The sequence below is a fragment of the Ruegeria sp. BHSB196 genome (assembly GCF_059613135.1).
The window spans coordinates 115150-131334 of record NZ_JBXWRY010000002.1; the positions used below are offsets into that span (position 1 = coordinate 115150).

General features: G+C 63.3%; 16 protein-coding genes. 8 read left to right on the forward strand and 8 right to left on the reverse strand.

Going from position 1 to position 16185, the window contains the following annotated elements:
- Window positions 1-13: 13 nt before the first annotated feature.
- Together AC2FNJ_RS02235 and AC2FNJ_RS02240 are read left to right on the forward strand one after the other, a co-directional pair.
- Window positions 14-1285 (forward strand): MFS transporter, encoded by a 1272-nt coding sequence (locus AC2FNJ_RS02235; RefSeq protein ID WP_496762069.1) that lies wholly within the window; start codon window positions 14-16, stop codon window positions 1283-1285.
- A 107-nt stretch (window positions 1286-1392) separates the two neighbouring features.
- Entirely contained in the window at window positions 1393-1971 is a 579-nt protein-coding gene (locus tag AC2FNJ_RS02240) for a DUF924 family protein (protein ID WP_496762070.1), read from the forward strand.
- On the opposite strand, the gene AC2FNJ_RS02245 is transcribed toward AC2FNJ_RS02240, so the two are convergent.
- The gene (locus AC2FNJ_RS02245) at window positions 1968-2402 is read right to left on the reverse strand and encodes a hypothetical protein (RefSeq protein WP_496762072.1); all 435 of its coding nucleotides are present in this window, start codon (window positions 2400-2402) and stop codon (window positions 1968-1970) included. The genes AC2FNJ_RS02240 and AC2FNJ_RS02245 overlap by 4 nt on opposite strands.
- 212 nt (window positions 2403-2614) lie before the next feature.
- Here AC2FNJ_RS02245 and lpdA point away from each other — a divergent pair, with 212 nt between their 5' ends.
- Window positions 2615-4009 (forward strand): dihydrolipoyl dehydrogenase, encoded by a 1395-nt coding sequence (gene lpdA / locus AC2FNJ_RS02250; protein ID WP_496762074.1) that lies wholly within the window; start codon window positions 2615-2617, stop codon window positions 4007-4009.
- A 259-nt stretch (window positions 4010-4268) separates the two neighbouring features.
- Window positions 4269-7127, forward strand: coding sequence for an excinuclease ABC subunit UvrA (gene uvrA / locus AC2FNJ_RS02255; protein WP_496762076.1), 2859 nt, complete (start codon window positions 4269-4271; stop codon window positions 7125-7127).
- Window positions 7128-7131: 4 nt separating this feature from the next.
- Here uvrA and AC2FNJ_RS02260 read toward each other — a convergent pair whose 3' ends face one another.
- Window positions 7132-7536 (reverse strand): hypothetical protein, encoded by a 405-nt coding sequence (locus AC2FNJ_RS02260; protein WP_496762078.1) that lies wholly within the window; start codon window positions 7534-7536, stop codon window positions 7132-7134.
- A 123-nt stretch (window positions 7537-7659) separates the two neighbouring features.
- On the opposite strand from AC2FNJ_RS02260, the gene AC2FNJ_RS02265 reads away from it, so the two are divergent.
- Complete coding sequence (locus AC2FNJ_RS02265) at window positions 7660-8445, forward strand: helix-turn-helix domain-containing protein (RefSeq protein ID WP_496762080.1); 786 nt, start codon at window positions 7660-7662, stop codon at window positions 8443-8445.
- 20 nt (window positions 8446-8465) lie between these two features.
- Complete coding sequence (locus tag AC2FNJ_RS02270) at window positions 8466-9050, forward strand: VOC family protein (RefSeq protein WP_496762082.1); 585 nt, start codon at window positions 8466-8468, stop codon at window positions 9048-9050.
- Between the two features lie 2 nt (window positions 9051-9052).
- On the opposite strand, the gene AC2FNJ_RS02275 is transcribed toward AC2FNJ_RS02270, so the two are convergent.
- The 5 genes from AC2FNJ_RS02275 to AC2FNJ_RS02295 all read right to left on the reverse strand — a co-directional run bounded on the left by AC2FNJ_RS02275 (window position 9053) and on the right by AC2FNJ_RS02295 (window position 13837).
- A complete protein-coding gene (locus AC2FNJ_RS02275) occupies window positions 9053-9451 on the reverse strand; it encodes a hypothetical protein (RefSeq protein ID WP_496762083.1) in 399 nt (132 codons plus the stop codon).
- Between the two features lie 111 nt (window positions 9452-9562).
- Entirely contained in the window at window positions 9563-10435 is an 873-nt protein-coding gene (gene mmsB / locus AC2FNJ_RS02280) for a 3-hydroxyisobutyrate dehydrogenase (protein WP_496762084.1), read from the reverse strand.
- Between the two features lie 3 nt (window positions 10436-10438).
- A complete protein-coding gene (locus tag AC2FNJ_RS02285; protein WP_496762085.1) occupies window positions 10439-11479 on the reverse strand; it encodes an enoyl-CoA hydratase/isomerase family protein in 1041 nt (346 codons plus the stop codon).
- A gap of 7 nt (window positions 11480-11486) precedes the next feature.
- On the reverse strand, window positions 11487-12629 hold the full coding sequence (locus AC2FNJ_RS02290) for an acyl-CoA dehydrogenase family protein (protein ID WP_496762087.1): 1143 nt from the start codon (window positions 12627-12629) through the stop codon (window positions 11487-11489).
- Between the two features lie 92 nt (window positions 12630-12721).
- Window positions 12722-13837, reverse strand: a complete 1116-nt coding sequence (locus AC2FNJ_RS02295; RefSeq protein WP_496762088.1) for a carboxylate-amine ligase — start codon at window positions 13835-13837, stop codon at window positions 12722-12724.
- A 190-nt stretch (window positions 13838-14027) separates the two neighbouring features.
- Between AC2FNJ_RS02295 and AC2FNJ_RS02300 the strand changes: the two genes are divergently transcribed.
- Window positions 14028-14840, forward strand: a complete 813-nt coding sequence (locus tag AC2FNJ_RS02300) for a class I SAM-dependent methyltransferase (RefSeq protein WP_496762249.1) — start codon at window positions 14028-14030, stop codon at window positions 14838-14840.
- A gap of 60 nt (window positions 14841-14900) precedes the next feature.
- Complete coding sequence (locus AC2FNJ_RS02305; protein WP_496762089.1) at window positions 14901-15392, forward strand: fasciclin domain-containing protein; 492 nt, start codon at window positions 14901-14903, stop codon at window positions 15390-15392.
- A gap of 53 nt (window positions 15393-15445) precedes the next feature.
- On the opposite strand, the gene AC2FNJ_RS02310 is transcribed toward AC2FNJ_RS02305, so the two are convergent.
- Complete coding sequence (locus AC2FNJ_RS02310) at window positions 15446-16027, reverse strand: L,D-transpeptidase (RefSeq protein WP_496762251.1); 582 nt, start codon at window positions 16025-16027, stop codon at window positions 15446-15448.
- Window positions 16028-16185 lie beyond the last annotated feature (158 nt).

Genomic DNA, 16185 nt, shown 5'->3' on the forward strand with positions numbered 1-16185 from the left:
TCGGAGACGTCGAATGCTTCAGGTTCTTTCCAGCGCATGGGCGCTCTTGTTGGGCATGGGCCTGTTGATGGTGGGCAACGGCCTGCAGGGCACGCTGCTGGGCGTGCGCGGCGAGATCGAAGGGTTTTCGACGCTTGAGATGTCCTTTGTGATGTCGGCCTATTTCGTGGGCTTCCTCGGCGGCTCGCGCCTGGCCCCGGAAATGATCCGCCGGGTCGGGCACGTGCGCGTGTTCGCCGCGCTGGCCTCGTTCATCTCGGCGGTGATGATCATGTATCCCATGCTGACCGATCCGATCGCGTGGTCGCTGGGCCGGGTGGTGATCGGGTTCTGCTTTTCCGGCGTGTATGTGACCGCCGAAAGCTGGCTGAACAATGCGGCCAACAACGAGAACCGGGGGCAGGCGCTTTCGCTCTACATTATCGTTCAGACCCTGGGGATTGTTGCAGCTCAGGCACTAATGCTGGTCGGAGATCCGGCCGGCTACGAGACTTTCGTGATCGCCTCGATTCTGGTCTCGATCTCGTTCGCGCCGATCCTTCTGTCGATTTCGCCGACCCCGGCCTTCGACCGGACCAAGCCGATGACGCTGAAGCAGCTGATGAAGACGTCGCCGCTGGGCTGCGTCGGCCTGTTCCTGTTGGGCGGCGTGTTCTCGGCGCAGTTCGGCATGGCCGCGGTCTATGGCGCGCAGGCGGGCCTGAGCCTGCCGGAAATCTCGACCTTCATCGCGTCCTTCTATATCGGCGCGATCATCCTGCAATATCCGATCGGCTGGTTCTCGGACCGCATGGACCGGCGTTTCCTGATCCTGACGGTCGCGGTGATCGGCGGGTGCGGCGCCTTGATCGGGATGCTATTTGGCGTGAGTTTTCCGGTACTTCTGGCGGCCGCCTTCCTGATCGGCGGCATGACCAACCCGCTTTATTCGCTGCTGATCGCCTATACCAACGACTATCTTGCGCATGAGGACATGGCCGCCGCATCGGGCGGGCTGATCTTCATCAACGGGCTGGGCGCGATCGCCGGACCGGTGATCACGGGCTGGCTGATGGGCGATACGGCCTTTGGCCCGGCGGGCTTTTTCCTGTTCATCGCGGCGCTGATGTTCGTCATGGGCGGCTATGCGCTGTACCGGATGACCCAGCGCGCATCGGTCCCTGTGGACGAGACCGGCACGATGGCGCCGGTCTATCCCACGGCCTCTCCGGTGGCGCTGGAGGTCGCGCAGGAACTCGCGATCGAAGCCGATCAGGAGGAGCAGCAGGCGCACGATGTCGCCTAGAGACTGGATTTGTGTCGCCAATGTTGCAATATGTTACTGTAACAGGAATGTAAAAGTCATTTTAATGCAAGGTGCCCCTGGGGGGGAATTGAAGTGGAGTAAGGGCAATGGTTGGTCCTGAAGCTGTATTGAGTTTTTGGTTGGACGAGGTTGGCCCCGAAGGGTGGTACAAGCAGGACGACGCGCTGGATGCGCAGATCCGTGACAAATTTCAGGAATCCTGGAACGCGGCCTGTCAGGGCAGGTTTTCGCTGTGGTTGACATATCCCAGCGGAACACTGGCCTATATCATTCTGATGGATCAGTTCCCGCGCAACATGTTCCGCGGCGAGGGCCGGGCCTTTGCCTCGGATCGGGCGGCGCTGGCGGCGGCGAAATGCGCGATCGACAAGGGATGGGATCTCAAGATCGATGAACCTGCGCGACAGTTCTTCTACATGCCGTTGATGCATTCGGAGAACCTGTGCGATCAGGAGCGGTGCGTGCGTCTCATGCACCAGCGGATGCCCGAAGCCGGCGCCGCGAACCTGTTGCACGCCAAGGCGCATCGCGAAGTGATCCGCAAGTTCGGCCGGTTCCCGTATCGCAACGAGGCCCTGCATCGCGACATGACCGAGCAGGAAGCCGACTATGTGAGCAACGGCGGCTACGGCCAGACCGTGCGCGAGATCCAGGCGGCGATCTAGGAGGCGGGTCTGCACCCGCGAAGGTCGTTGAGGCTGGTGGCAAACGCCTCGGCCGAGGTGGTGATGGCGTGATCGATCAGCTCATCCGGTGACTCGGCCAGTTCGGCCAGCCTTGCCTGGGTGGCCTCGAGCTTTTGCTCGATGACATTCGTCCGGGCCAGCACGCTCAGAATCCGCTGCGCGACGGCGGGAGTGATTTCGCCACCTTCGGCGCCCAGATCCTTCAGATCCTGCCGAAGCCCTTTCAATTCGTCCGTGACTTCGTCGGCCTGTGCCCGCAGCGGTTGCAGCTGGTCCAGCCGTTGCGCGAAATCCTGTTTGAAATCGTCGAGCGTCGAGACGAGCTTCCATCCCAGAAACAGGCAAAGCGCCACCAGGATCAACGTCGCATTGATCATGGCGAGCAACAAGTCCTTGAGTGTCTTGGCCATTTCAGCCCCTCGTTCATGAATGTGGATGTCGGAAGCGGTTCGGTATTGCTTCTTTTCTAGCCAAACCGGATGGCCGCGTATAGGCTGCAATCGGTTTCCGTCACGCGCTTTGACCCTGCGTCGCATTTGTCGCGGGGGGCTGCTGTTGATGTGGGGAAAAAGATAGTTTAATGGTAAACTAATTTCTGGACGACCGGCGCCGAGAGGGTATCATGGCTGCACATTCCTTTGATCTGATCGTAATCGGCGCGGGCCCGGGCGGCTATGTCGCCGCCATCCGCGCGGCCCAGCTGGGCCTCAAGACCGCCGTGGTCGAGCGCGAGCATCTGGGCGGCATCTGCCTGAACTGGGGCTGCATCCCGACCAAGGCGCTGCTTCGGTCGTCGGAAGTGTTCCACCTGATGGAACGCGCCAAGGATTTCGGCCTGAGCGCGGAAAAGGTCGGCTATGATCTGGATGCGGTCGTCAAGCGGTCGCGCGCGGTGGCCGGGCAGCTTTCGGGTGGCATCGGCCATCTGCTGAAGAAGAACAAGGTCACCGTCTTCATGGGCGAGGCGACCATCCCCGCCAAGGGCAAGGTCAGCGTCAAGACCGACAAGGGCACCGAAGACCTGAGCGCCAAGAACATCGTGCTGGCCACCGGCGCCCGGGCGCGGGAACTGCCGGGTCTGGAGGCCGATGGCGATCTGGTCTGGACCTACAAGCACGCGCTGATGCCGCCGCGGATGCCGAAGAAACTGCTGGTGATCGGCTCGGGCGCGATCGGGATCGAATTCGCGAGTTTCTTCAACACGCTGGGCGCCGATACGACCGTGGTCGAGGTGATGGACCGGATCCTGCCGGTGGAGGATGCCGAGATCAGCGCTTTTGCCAAGAAAGCCTTTGCCAAGCAGGGCATGACCATCATGGAAAAGGCGACGGTCAAGCAGTTGGACCGCGCCAAGGGCAAGGTCACCGCGCATATCGAGGTCAAGGGCAAGGTCGAGAAGCACGCGTTCGACACGGTGATTTCCGCCGTCGGCATCGTCGGCAATGTCGAGAACCTCGGGCTTGAAGCTCTTGGCGTCAAGATCGACCGCACCCATGTGGTGACGGACGAGTTCTGCCGCACCGGGGTCGAGGGGCTCTATGCCATCGGCGACATCGCGGGCGCGCCTTGGCTGGCGCACAAGGCCAGTCACGAGGGCGTCATGGTGGCGGAACTGATCGCGGGCAAACATGCGCATCCGGTGAAGCCCGAAAGCATCGCCGGCTGCACCTATTGCCAGCCGCAGGTCGCCTCGGTGGGCTATACCGAAGCGAGGGCCAAGGAACTGGGCTACGACATCAAGGTGGGCCGTTTCCCGTTCATCGGCAACGGCAAGGCGATTGCCCTGGGCGAGCCGGAGGGACTCATCAAGACCGTGTTCGACGCCAAGACCGGAGAGCTTCTGGGCGCCCACATGATCGGTGCCGAAGTGACCGAACTGATCCAGGGCTATGTGGTCGGCCGGCAGTTGGAAACGACCGAGGAAGACCTGATGCAAGCCGTCTTTCCGCATCCGACGCTCAGCGAAATGATGCACGAAAGCGTTCTGGACGCCTATGGCCGCGTGATCCACATGTGACCGGTTCCGGTCGGCTGCAATGCACAAGGCCGTGCCCGGCGGGTGCGGCTTTTTTGGTCAATCGGTCGGGGCAGGTGCCTGCGGTGGATGCGCTTTCGGTCGGCAGGTGTTGCGGGCATTTCACCGGCGCTTGGATCAGCGGTGGGGTCGCGGCATTCCGTTCCGTGATCGCCCCAAATGTTCACCAAAAGTTCTCATTTTTTGGTTGGAGACTCAGCCGCCATCAACTATCTGTTAGGAATTGCTGCCGAGGTGGGCCATGGGCGAACAGAAGAACATCGAGGTGCGCGGCGCGCGCGAGCACAACCTCAAGAACATCGACGTGGACATTCCGCGCGACAAGCTCGTGGTGATCACGGGCTTGTCCGGCTCGGGCAAGTCCAGCCTGGCCTTCGATACGATCTATGCCGAGGGGCAGCGGCGCTATGTCGAAAGCCTGTCGGCCTATGCGCGGCAGTTCCTCGACATGATGGAAAAGCCGGATGTGGACCATATCAGCGGTCTGTCGCCGGCCATCTCGATCGAGCAGAAGACGACCTCGAAGAACCCGCGTTCCACGGTCGGGACGGTCACGGAAATATACGATTATCTGCGGCTGCTCTTTGCCCGTGCCGGAACGCCCTACAGCCCGGCGACCGGCCTGCCGATCGAGGCGCAACAGGTGCAGGACATGGTGGACCGGATCATGGCGATGGAGGAGGGGACGCGCGGCTATCTCCTGGCGCCCATCGTCCGGGATCGTAAGGGCGAGTACAGGAAGGAGTTCCTGGAGCTGCGCAAACAGGGGTTCCAGCGCGTGAAGGTGGATGGCCAGTTCCATGAACTGGACGAACCCCCGACCCTGGACAAGAAGTTCCGCCACGACATCGACGTGGTGGTGGACCGTCTGGTGGTGCGCGAAGGGATGGAAACCCGCCTGGCCGACAGCCTGCGCACCGCGCTGGATCTGGCGGATGGCATCGCGATCCTGGAAACCGCGCCGAAAGAGGGCGAGTCCGAACGCATCACGTTCTCCGAGAATTTTGCCTGCCCGGTCAGCGGCTTCACCATCCCCGAGATCGAGCCGCGTCTGTTTTCGTTCAACGCGCCGTTCGGAGCCTGCCCGGACTGTGACGGGCTGGGGGTCGAGCTGTTCTTCGACGAACGGCTGGTGGTGCCCGACCAGACACTGAAGCTGTACGATGGGGCGCTGGCGCCCTGGCGAAAGGGTAAGTCGCCCTATTTCCTGCAGACGATCGAGGCCATCGCGCGTCACTACGAGTTCGACAAGAACACCCCGTGGAAGGACTTGCCGGCGCATGTGCAGCAGGTATTCCTGTATGGTTCGGGCGACGACGAGATCCAGTTCCGCTATGACGAGGGCGGCCGGGTCTATCAGGTGACACGAAGCTTCGAAGGGGTGATCCCGAACATGGAGCGCCGGTACCGCGAAACCGACAGCGCCTGGATCCGCGAGGAGTTTGAGCGATACCAGAACAACCGGCCCTGCGGCACCTGCCGGGGGCACCGTCTGCGCGAAGAGGCGCTTGCGGTCAGGATCGCGGGCCGTCACATCGGAAACGTGGTGCAGATGTCCATCCGCGAGGCGCTGGACTGGATCGAGGATGCGCCGAACCATCTGAGTGAGCAGAAGAACGAAATCGCGCGGGCCATCCTCAAGGAAATCCGCGAGCGGCTTGGATTTCTGAATAACGTGGGGTTGGAATATCTTACGCTGTCACGTTCAAGTGGCACCTTAAGTGGCGGCGAAAGCCAGAGGATCCGCCTGGCATCGCAGATCGGCTCGGGCCTGACCGGGGTGCTTTATGTTCTGGACGAACCCTCCATCGGCTTGCACCAGCGCGACAATGACCGTCTGCTCGGCACGCTCAAGAACCTGCGCGACCAGGGCAATACCGTGATCGTGGTCGAGCATGACGAGGAAGCGATCCGCGAGGCCGATTACGTGTTCGACATCGGTCCGGGGGCCGGGGTGCACGGCGGACAGGTCGTCAGCCAGGGCACACCGGGGGACATCGCGGCGGATGCGGCCTCGATCACCGGCCAGTACCTGTCCGGGGCGCGGAAGATTCCGGTGCCGGGCACACGGCGCGAGGGCAACGGCAAATCCGTTCAGGTCGTCAAGGCCACCGGCAACAACCTCAGGGACGTGACCGTCGGTTTTCCGCTTGGCAAGTTCATCTGCGTCACCGGCGTGTCGGGGGGCGGAAAATCGACCCTGACGGTCGAGACCCTGTTCAAGACCGCCTCGATGCGGCTGAACGGGGCCCGCCAGACACCGGCGCCCTGCGAGACGATCAAGGGGCTTGAACATCTCGACAAGGTGATCGACATCGACCAGAGGCCCATCGGGCGCACGCCGCGCTCGAACCCGGCCACCTATACCGGGGCCTTCACTCCGATCCGCGACTGGTTCGCGGGACTGCCCGAAGCCAAGGCGCGCGGTTACAAGCCGGGGCGGTTCAGCTTCAACGTCAAGGGCGGCCGGTGCGAGGCCTGCCAGGGCGATGGCGTCATCAAGATCGAGATGCACTTTCTTCCAGACGTCTATGTCACCTGCGAAACCTGCAAGGGCGCCCGCTACAACCGCGAGACGCTGGAGATCAAGTTCAAGGGCAAGTCCATTGCCGACGTTCTGGACATGACGGTCGAAGATGCGCAGGAGTTCTTCAAGGCGGTGCCTGCGATCCGGGAAAAGATGGATGCGCTGGCGCGCGTGGGGCTGGGCTATGTCAAGGTCGGACAGCAGGCCACCACGCTGTCGGGCGGCGAGGCGCAGCGGGTCAAGCTGTCGAAGGAGCTCAGCAAGCGGTCCACGGGCCGAACGTTGTATATTCTCGACGAACCCACCACGGGGCTGCATTTCGAGGATGTGCGCAAGCTGTTGGAAGTGCTGCATGAACTGGTCGATCAGGGCAACACGGTCGTGGTGATCGAGCACAATCTCGACGTGGTGAAAACCGCTGACCACATCATCGACATCGGCCCCGAGGGCGGCGACGGCGGCGGCCGGATCGTGGCCGAGGGAACGCCGGAAGAGGTGGCGGCGGTCGAGCGCAGCCATACCGGGCGCTATCTGAAGCCGATGCTGAAGGCCGAACGGGTCGCCGCCGAATGATCGGTCAAGCCATTGCGTGGCCTGCGGCGTGGTCGCGGACATAGAGAACGCGGGCATGGAAGGCCAGCAGGCCGATGCAGCCGGTGCAGAGCACAAACAGCGACCAGGGCAGAACCCGCACACCGCAATCCCGCGCCGCCGGCACGAGGAAGCAGAGCGCGATCCCGATGGCGAAGATCAGATCGAACGCGACCTGATTGCCCCAGAAGTCTTGTGTCAGGACCGGCCAGAAACCCAGAAGGCCCTCGGTTGCCGCGGCAATCAGCGTCCACACGAGGTAGGCGGCCGACAAGGCGGCGGGGATCATCCATCGATTGCGGCCTGCGATGCGCTTTCCCGAAAGAAGCAGGGCCAAAAATGCGACAAAGCCCATCAGGACAATCAGGGGAGCGGTCTGGAACAGGGTCATCGGTCATCCTCCGGTTGGTGTGCCGGCCTTTGGGTAACGCGCCTGAGTTCGGCAAAACAATTACCTGCCAGGTAAGTGCCTGTGCGAAAGCCGGGGGTATAGTGACCATGACCAGCGGGAGGCATGACCATGGAATTCGGCGCGGCACTCAGGGAATGGCGGTCGCTCCGTCGGCTCAGCCAGATGGAACTGGGGCTGACGGCCGGGGTTTCGGCGCGGCACATATCGTTTCTGGAAACCGGCCGGTCGCAGCCGAGCCGGGGGATGGTGCTGCGGCTATGCGAGGAACTGAGCGTGCCCGGAAGCGCCCGCAACCAGATGCTCGCCGCTGCCGGATTGGCGCCGGCCTATCGCACGCATCCGAAATCCGCGCCCGAGCTTGCGCCGTTGCGACGGGCCGTGGACTGGATTCTTGAGCGGCACGCGCCCTATCCGGCAATCGCGATCGACCGGCACTGGTGCATTCAGGCCATGAACGGTCCCGCCGGATCGATCTTTGGCGTGGTCGGGGTGGGCGTGGGCACCAGCCTGATCGACGCGCTTCTGGGGAACGACAGGATGCGCTCCGCCATCGACAACCTGGACGAGGTGGAGCGGCACAGCCTCTGGCGGCTCAGGACGGAACTTGCCCATTTCGGCCGCGACGCGGTTCTGGAGCGGGCGGTGGAGCAGTTGGCCCAGCGTGTCGCGCGCCAGGGCGATCCCGAAGGTTTCCAGATGCCGGCGGTGATCCCGGCGCGCTACCGGGTGGGCGAGGCGGTGCTTTCCTTTTTCACCACGATCGCGCAGTTTGGGGCGACCGGCGATATCGCGATGTCGGAGTTGAAGATCGAAATGTTCTTTCCCGCCGACGACGCGACGCGGCAGGCCGTCATCGCCCTTGGCGGTTCGGAGGCCGGGCATCGCTGACACCGCGGAGGGAGGCGGACATGCGCAAGTTGCAGACCCAAGGCGTGCACCACATCACGCTGACCGGCGCCGACCGGCAAAGCACCATCGATTTCTGGGAGGGCGTGCTGGGCATGCCCTTTGTCTTCGATCAGCCCAATCTGGACAACCCGGACGAGGGGCATGTCTATTTCGATCCGGGCGACGGGCGGCTGATCACCGTCTTTACCAACGAGGCGCGCAAGGGCACGCCCGACCGTACGCCGACCGAGCCGGGCTGCGTGCACCATCTGGCCTTCAACGTCTCGCAGGCGACCTTCTGGCAGGCGGTCGCGCGGCTGGACCAACGCGGCATCCAGCATTCCGGGCCGAAGGACAGAGGGTTCATGGATTCGATCTATTTCAAGGATCCGCTGGGCCTGCTGATCGAACTGGCCAGCTATCGCTTCGAGCCGCCGGCGGGCTGCACGCATGCGGACGTGCTGATCCGCGCGCACCGGCTGCGGGTGGAACGCGGCGATTACAACATCGACCGCACCCACCTGGCAGACGCGATCGAGGAGCTGGTGGTGCGGCGGCAGGACTCGTTGTCGGAGGATCGCAAGCCCAAGGATCCTTACGGCTGACTTCAGTTCAGGATGTCGGCAACCGCGCCGATGAGGTTCAGAACCTCATGGGTTTCTCGGTCCACCCTGTAGACGTAATCGCCGGCGCGCACGTAATACCCGTCGCGGCGCAACCCGTAACGGTAGGGTTCGTCGATCCAGACATAATCGCGATAGATGTAGTCGCCGACGCGATAGCGGTTCTTGACCTGACCGGGCGGCACGCAGGGCACCGCCTTTTTGGCCAGGCCGGGCGGGCAATGTCCGACGGCGCGGGTTTCGACGCGGCCATAGCCCGGCGCGACCCGCTCGACCTGAATGCCGCTCTTCTTGTGTCCCTTGCCCTTGCCGTTTCCGGCCATGGCTAACGATGGTGCCAATACCAGGGCGAGGATCGTGATGGGGCAGGCCAGCCGCTTCATGGGCGCTCCTTTGAGGTGTTCTCCGGTCCGTCGGTTCCGCTTTACCGCATCAGGCGGCCGAATGCGCCTTCGCATTCAACCCCTGCGCAAGAACCCGCCCATCCGACCGGGTCAGCCGCGCCCGCGTTTTTCGAACCGCGGCAGCATGGCGCTGAAATCCATGCCTTTTCCGCCTTCGGCCTCGACGAATTGTTCATAGAGCGCGGCGGCGGCCTGACCCATGGGCGTGTCGGCATCGACGCTTTCCGCCGCCTGCTGGCTGAGGCGCAGATCCTTGAGCATCAGTTCGGCGGCAAAGCCGGGCTTGTAGTCGTTGTCGGCCGGGCTTTGCGGACCGACGCCGGGGGCGGGGCAATAGGCGTTCATCGTCCAGCTGTATCCCGACGAGGTCGAGACCACATCGAACATCTTCTGCCGATCCAGACCCAGCTTGTCGGCCAGCGCGAAGGCTTCGCAGGTGGCGATCATGGTGACGCCGAGGATCATGTTGTTGCAGATCTTGGCGGCCTGCCCGGCCCCCGCGTCGCCGCAATGCACCGCCTTCTGGCCCATGATCTCAAACAGCGGGCGAACCTTTTCAAAGGCTTCGGCGCTGCCGCCCGCCATGAAGGTCAGCGTTCCGGCGGTGGCGCCGCCGACCCCGCCCGACACCGGGGCATCGACCGGCAGCAGTCCGGCTGCGGCGGCCTGTTTTGCGACCGCGCGGGCGCTGTCCACATCGACGGTCGAGCAATCGACGAATGCGGCGCCCTCGGTCATGACCGGGATCACCTGGTCCGCGACGGCGCGCAGGATCTGGCCGTTGGGCAGCATGGTGATGACCACATCGGCCCCCGCCGCGGCCTCGGCGCCCGAGCCGGCCATGGCGACGCCTTCGACCGAGACCTCCGCCATGTCAAATCCGGTCACGTCGTGCCCCGCCTTCGCGAGGTTGGCGGCCATCGGCGCGCCCATGTTGCCCAGGCCAATGAACCCGATCTTCATCTCTCATTCCTCCTCGAAAGTCAGCGCATCCTTGCCCAGCGGCTGCAGCATTCCGGAAACGGTCACGGCGGGCACGTTCATGTCGGCATATTGCCACTGCGGATTGCGGTCCTTGTCAATGATCTGGGCGCGGATGCCTTCCAGGAAATCGCCATGTTCCATCGCGCGATAGGTGAAGCGGTATTCCATCTCCAGCGCCTTGCGGATGGTCAGCGATGGTCCGCGCAGGCGGTGCAGCATTTCGACCGTGCAGGCCATGGAGATCGGTGAGTTCCGCCCCATCGCCTTGAGTGCCGCCTGCGCAAACGCGCCGTCGTCGCCGCGCAGGGATGTCAGGATGTCGCCCAGCGCCTCGCCTGCGAAATGCCTGTCGATCTCATCGCGTGCCGCGCGCAACGGACCCGGTTCCGGCGTTTCGGCGTGGGTTTCGACATGGCCGGGATCGCCCGAGGCTTCGAGCATTTCGATTACCGCGCCCCACTTGTCCTGCGGAATGAAATGGTCCGCGAACCCGGCAAGGATGGCATCGTCCGGCCCCATGCGCCCGGCGGTCAGGCCCAGGTACTCGCCCACCCGGCCCGGCGCCAGCGCCAGCATCAGCGTGCCGCCCACATCCGGGATCAGGCCGATGCCGCACTCGGGCATGGCGATCTGCGAGCTTTCGCCCACGACGCGATGTGTGCCATGGCAACCGATGCCCACGCCGCCGCCCATCGTGTAGCCCTGCAGAAAGCTGACCACCGGTTTGGGGTATTCGAAGATCAGCGCATTCATGCGGTATTCGTCGCGCCAGAAGGTGCGGCCATAGTCATAGTCGCCCTTGGTGCCGGTCTCGTAGAGCTCGGCAATGTCGCCGCCCGCACAGAACGCCTTTTCGCCTTCGGCATCGAAGATGACGAGATCGACCGCATCATCCTCGCGCCAGTTGCGCAGGGCGGTGTCGATGGCCATGCACATGTCATAGCTCATGGCGTTCAATGCCTTGGGGCGGGTCAGGGTGATCCGGCCCGCACGGCCCGTGACGCGGATGTCTATGTCAGGCATGGTTCCCTCAGCGGTTGGCCAGCATGTGGCGGGCGACGATCACCCGCATGATCTCGTTCGTGCCTTCGAGAATCTGATGCACGCGCAGGTCGCGGACCAGTTTTTCGATCCCGTAATCGGCCAGATAGCCGTAGCCGCCGTGCAGCTGCAGACACTGATCGACCACTTTCGAGCCGGTTTCGGTCACGAATTTCTTGGCCATGGCGCAGAACTTGGTGGCGTCCGGCGCGCCCTGATCCAGTTTCCATGCGGCCTGCCGCAGGAAGGTTCGGGCGGCCTGCAACTCGATCTCCATGTCGGCCAGCCGGAATTGCAGCGCCTGGAACTGGTCGATGGATTTGCCGAACGCCTTGCGCTCGGACATGTATTGCAGCGTCATGTCCAGCCCGGTTTGCGCGGCGCCCAGCGAACAGGAGGCGATGTTCAGCCGCCCGCCGTCCAGACCCATCATCGCATATTTGAACCCGTCGCCCTCGACGCCTACAAGGTTCTCGGCCGGGATCTTGCAGTCGTCGAACTGGACCTGCGCGGTCGGCTGGCTTTTCCAGCCCATCTTCTGCTCCAGCGCGCCAAAGCTGAGGCCGGGGGTGCCGTCCTCGACATAGACGGTCGATATGCCTTTCGGCCCGTCCTCGCCGGTGCGGACCATGCAGACATAGGCATCGGAATAGCCGCCGCCCGAGATGAACGCCTTGGTGCCGTTCAGAGTGTAGCCCTCGTTGGTGCGTTCGGCGCGGGTTTTCAGCGCCGCCGCGTCCGAGCCCGAGCCCGGTTCGGTCAGGCAATAGCTGAGCACCGTATTGAGGCTCAGCACATCCGGCATGATGCGGGATTTCAGCGCGTCACCGGCAAAACTGTCGAGCATCTTGGCGCACATGTTGTGGATCGACAGGAAGGCCGCGACCGAAGGGCAGGCCATCGACAGCGCCTCGAACACCAAGGTGGCGTCCAGCCGTGTCAGGCCCGATCCGCCGCTTTCTTCGGAAACATAAAGCCCGCCAAAGCCCAATTCACCGATGCGGGGCCAGAGATCCTTGGGAATGGTGCCGTCGGCCTCCCACTGGCGAGCGTGGGGCGCGATGTTTTCCTGCCCAAAGGCATAGGCCATGTCGAAGATGGCTGTCTGTTCCTCGGTCAGTGCGAAATCCATGGCCTGTCTCCCTCCGGCGTGCTGAATTGAACGACTGTTTATTTATGAATTCTTACAGGAGTTTTGCAACCGGGGAAACGGCAAAGGTCGGATCAAAGATCCTCGTGAAACTCGTCGATCAAGTGGCGGACCACCGCCTGGCCGGGATCGTCGCCCCTTGCCGTGGCTTCGGCATGAGCGCGGCGCTGCCGGGTGGAAGAGGTGCCGCCCTCGGCGATCTGGCGCAGGCGGGCGATTTCGGTGAGCGTCCCCAATGCCTCGGCATCCTCGGCCAGCATCCCCATCAGTTCATCCATCAATTCGGTCATCGGCTTGATGGACCGCTCTCCGAAATCGATCAGGCCCTCACCCACGCCATAGCGTTGCGCGCGCCAGCGGTTCTCGCCGATCAGCAGCCGGTCATACTGCCGCCAGCGCAGGTTGCGCGCCTTGAGACGGCACAGCATCCGGACCAGGGCCTGGTTCATCGCCGCCAGCGACAGCGTGTGCTCCATCCGGGGCTGGACATCCATGATCCGGGTTTCGAGGGTCGGAAACCGGTGCGAGGGGCGCAGATCCCACCAGATCTTGGTCGTGTCCTCGATCACGCCAAGATCGACCAGAACGCCGGTGGTGCGTTCATACTCGGCCCAACTGCCGAAGATGGGCGGCAGGCCGGTGCGGGGCAGGTTGTCAAAGATAGTGAGGCGGTAGGAGGACAGGCCGGTATCCTCTCCGTTCCAGTAGGGCGATGACGTGGACAGGGCCAGAAGATGCGGCAGGAAATAGCAGAGTTGCGGCATCAGATCGGCGCGCAAGGAGGAGTCTTCGATGCCGATATGTACATGCATTCCGCAGATCAGCATCCGCCGCGCGACGCCGCCAAGCGCATGGTGCAAGGCGTCATAGCGTTCCTTGCGGGTGTGGTGCTGGTCCTTCCAGTTGGCGAAGGGATGGCAGGACACCGCGATGGGTGCCAGGTTGTGCTCGGCCGCGCGTTTGGACACGCCGGACCGCAGGCGTTTGAGGTCTTCGCGGGCACCGGCGATGGTGACATGCGGGCGGGTGCCGACCTCGATCTGGCATTGCAGGAATTCGGGGCTGACCTGACCTTCGAAATCGGCCTGGCAGGCCTGCATCAGCGCCTCGGGCGCTTCGGACAGTTGCAGCGAGTCCTTGTCGACCAGCAGGTATTCCTCTTCGATGCCCAGCGTGAATTCCTGCTGCATCCCGCACCTCCGCCTGGATTTCCCCACAGTCAATACGGAAAAGTTTACCTTGCCAAGGGGTTGAGGGTCTGGTTCTTGCGGAAGCAGGTCCGCGACGGCCATTCGGGCCGCCTGGATGAGATGTGAAAGGACGAATTCCGTGAAGCCCAGAAAGTTCCCCCGGATCAACGCCCTTCTGGCGCCATTTGGGGTGAGGTTGAGTGACAGGACAGGCGAGGACGAAGAGCGGGCCAGGCTGGAAGCGTTCGAGCGCGCCGGCGGGCTGGACGGCCCGGCCTATGCGCTGTCGCCGGGAATGGACGGGTTCGACGTTTCGCCTCTGGTGGCCGAGCACCGCATCCATGCCGACGCGCTGAACGCGTTGCACGATCCCGAACGCAACCGGACCGGATTCCGTCCGAACAACGGCTATTTCGACAGCCCGGATGCCGAGGCGCTGTATCTGATGGTCCGGCGTCATGCGCCGCGGCAGGTCATCGAGGTCGGCTGCGGAAACTCCACCCGCGTCACGCGCCAAGCCGTTCTGGACGGGGGGCTCGAAACACGGATCACCGCCATCGACCCCTATCCGCGCGCCGACATCGCCGATGTGGTGGACCGGTTCGAGCAGAAGCGGCTGGAGGAGGTCGATCCCGAGGTCTTTGCCGATCTCGAGTCGGGCGACATCCTGTTCATCGACTCGAGCCATGTCGTGCGGATGAGCAATGACGTGGCACACCTATTCTGCCGGATCATCCCGGCGCTGAAGCCGGGCGTGGTGATCCACGTCCACGATGTCTTTCTGCCCTATGAATATCCCAAGCGGTTCTTCTATGACTGCCCCGGCTGGGCCGAACAATATGTGCTGCACGCCTTGCTGCAATCCGGCGGGTACGAAATCCTCTGGCCGGGATACTATCTGCAGCAGGCCCGCCCGGATGCGGTGGCGTCCCTGCCATTCCTAAGGAAGGGCCGGGCACAGAGCTTTTGGATGCGCAAGATCGACGCAAGAACCGAAATGTGATCCGGTTGCGCGCGGACGCCGTACCTCTTTCCGTAACAAGCGGGAGAGGAGTTCGCTGCTATGTTTCGTCGCAATTTTCTGGGACTGACGACTGCCCTGGCCGTGGTGGCCATGGGTGCAATGCCGGTCAAGGCCGGTTCGGACAAGGACATCGTGGATACCGCCGTATCCGCGGGGTCGTTCAACACGCTGGTGGCCGCGGTACAGGCGGCCGGGCTTGTCGAAACGCTGAAGGGCGATGGCCCGTTCACCGTCTTCGCGCCCACCGATGAAGCGTTCGCGGCTCTGCCCGAAGGCACCGTCGAGACCCTTCTGAAGCCGGAGAACAAGGACCAGCTGGTGTCGATCCTGACCTACCACGTTGTGCCGGCCAAGGTGATGTCCGGCGAAATCGCGGACAAGCGCACCCAGGTCCTGACGGTCCAGGGCGACCGGTTGAGCGTCGATGGGCGCAACGGCGTCAAGGTCGGAAAGGCCGAGGTGGTTCAGGCCGACATCGAAGCGTCGAACGGGGTGATCCACGTCATCGACGCGGTGCTGTTGCCCGAATAATCACCTCGGTATTCAGGCGACCGCCCCGGCCCGTCGTGGCCGGGGCATTTTTTTCAGATCAGGCGTACCTGGGTGCCGATCTGGACCAGTTCATAGAGTTCTTCCACATGCCTGTTGTACAGGCCGATGCAGCCGGACGAGCTTTGCCGGCCGATCTTGCGGGTGTCATGGGTGCCGTGCACCAGGTAGGCAGGCCAGGTCAGGTACATCGCACGGGTGCCCAGCGGATTGCCGGGATCGCCGCCTTCGATGCGAACCGGCAGCGTGGGATCGCGTTCGCGCATGTTGGCGGTGGGCGTCCAGCTGGGGTTCTCGGCCTTGCGGACCACCTTGGTGTAGCCGCGCTTGGTCAGTTCCTCGCTCATCGGCACGGACGAGGGATACAGCCGATAGGTCACGCCGTCGCCGCCCCAGTAGTGAACCGCACGGCTGGTCGTGTCCGCCAGCAGACAGCCGACGCCGAGCGTCGCGAAATGGTCCTGCCAGCGCTGTTGCGAAAACGAGGATATGTTGCGCCGCACCGGCACCTTGGTTTCGATTTCGGGCTCGTCGGTCGGAAACGCGCTCTGCGCCCGGACGAGGGCCGGGGTTGCCAATGTCGCGGCAACGCCGATCAGGGCGCTGCGCCGGGTCATGCGGGAATTGGACAAAGATGCCTCCGTCGTGATCTGCTCGTTACCCTATCCGCGAGGATAGTTAGGTCGTAAAACCGCCGTTTTCCAGATTTCGCAACTGAAATCCGCGTGAGCGGGCGAAGTTGCCGCCGGGGACTGGCATCGGTGCACCAGAAGGG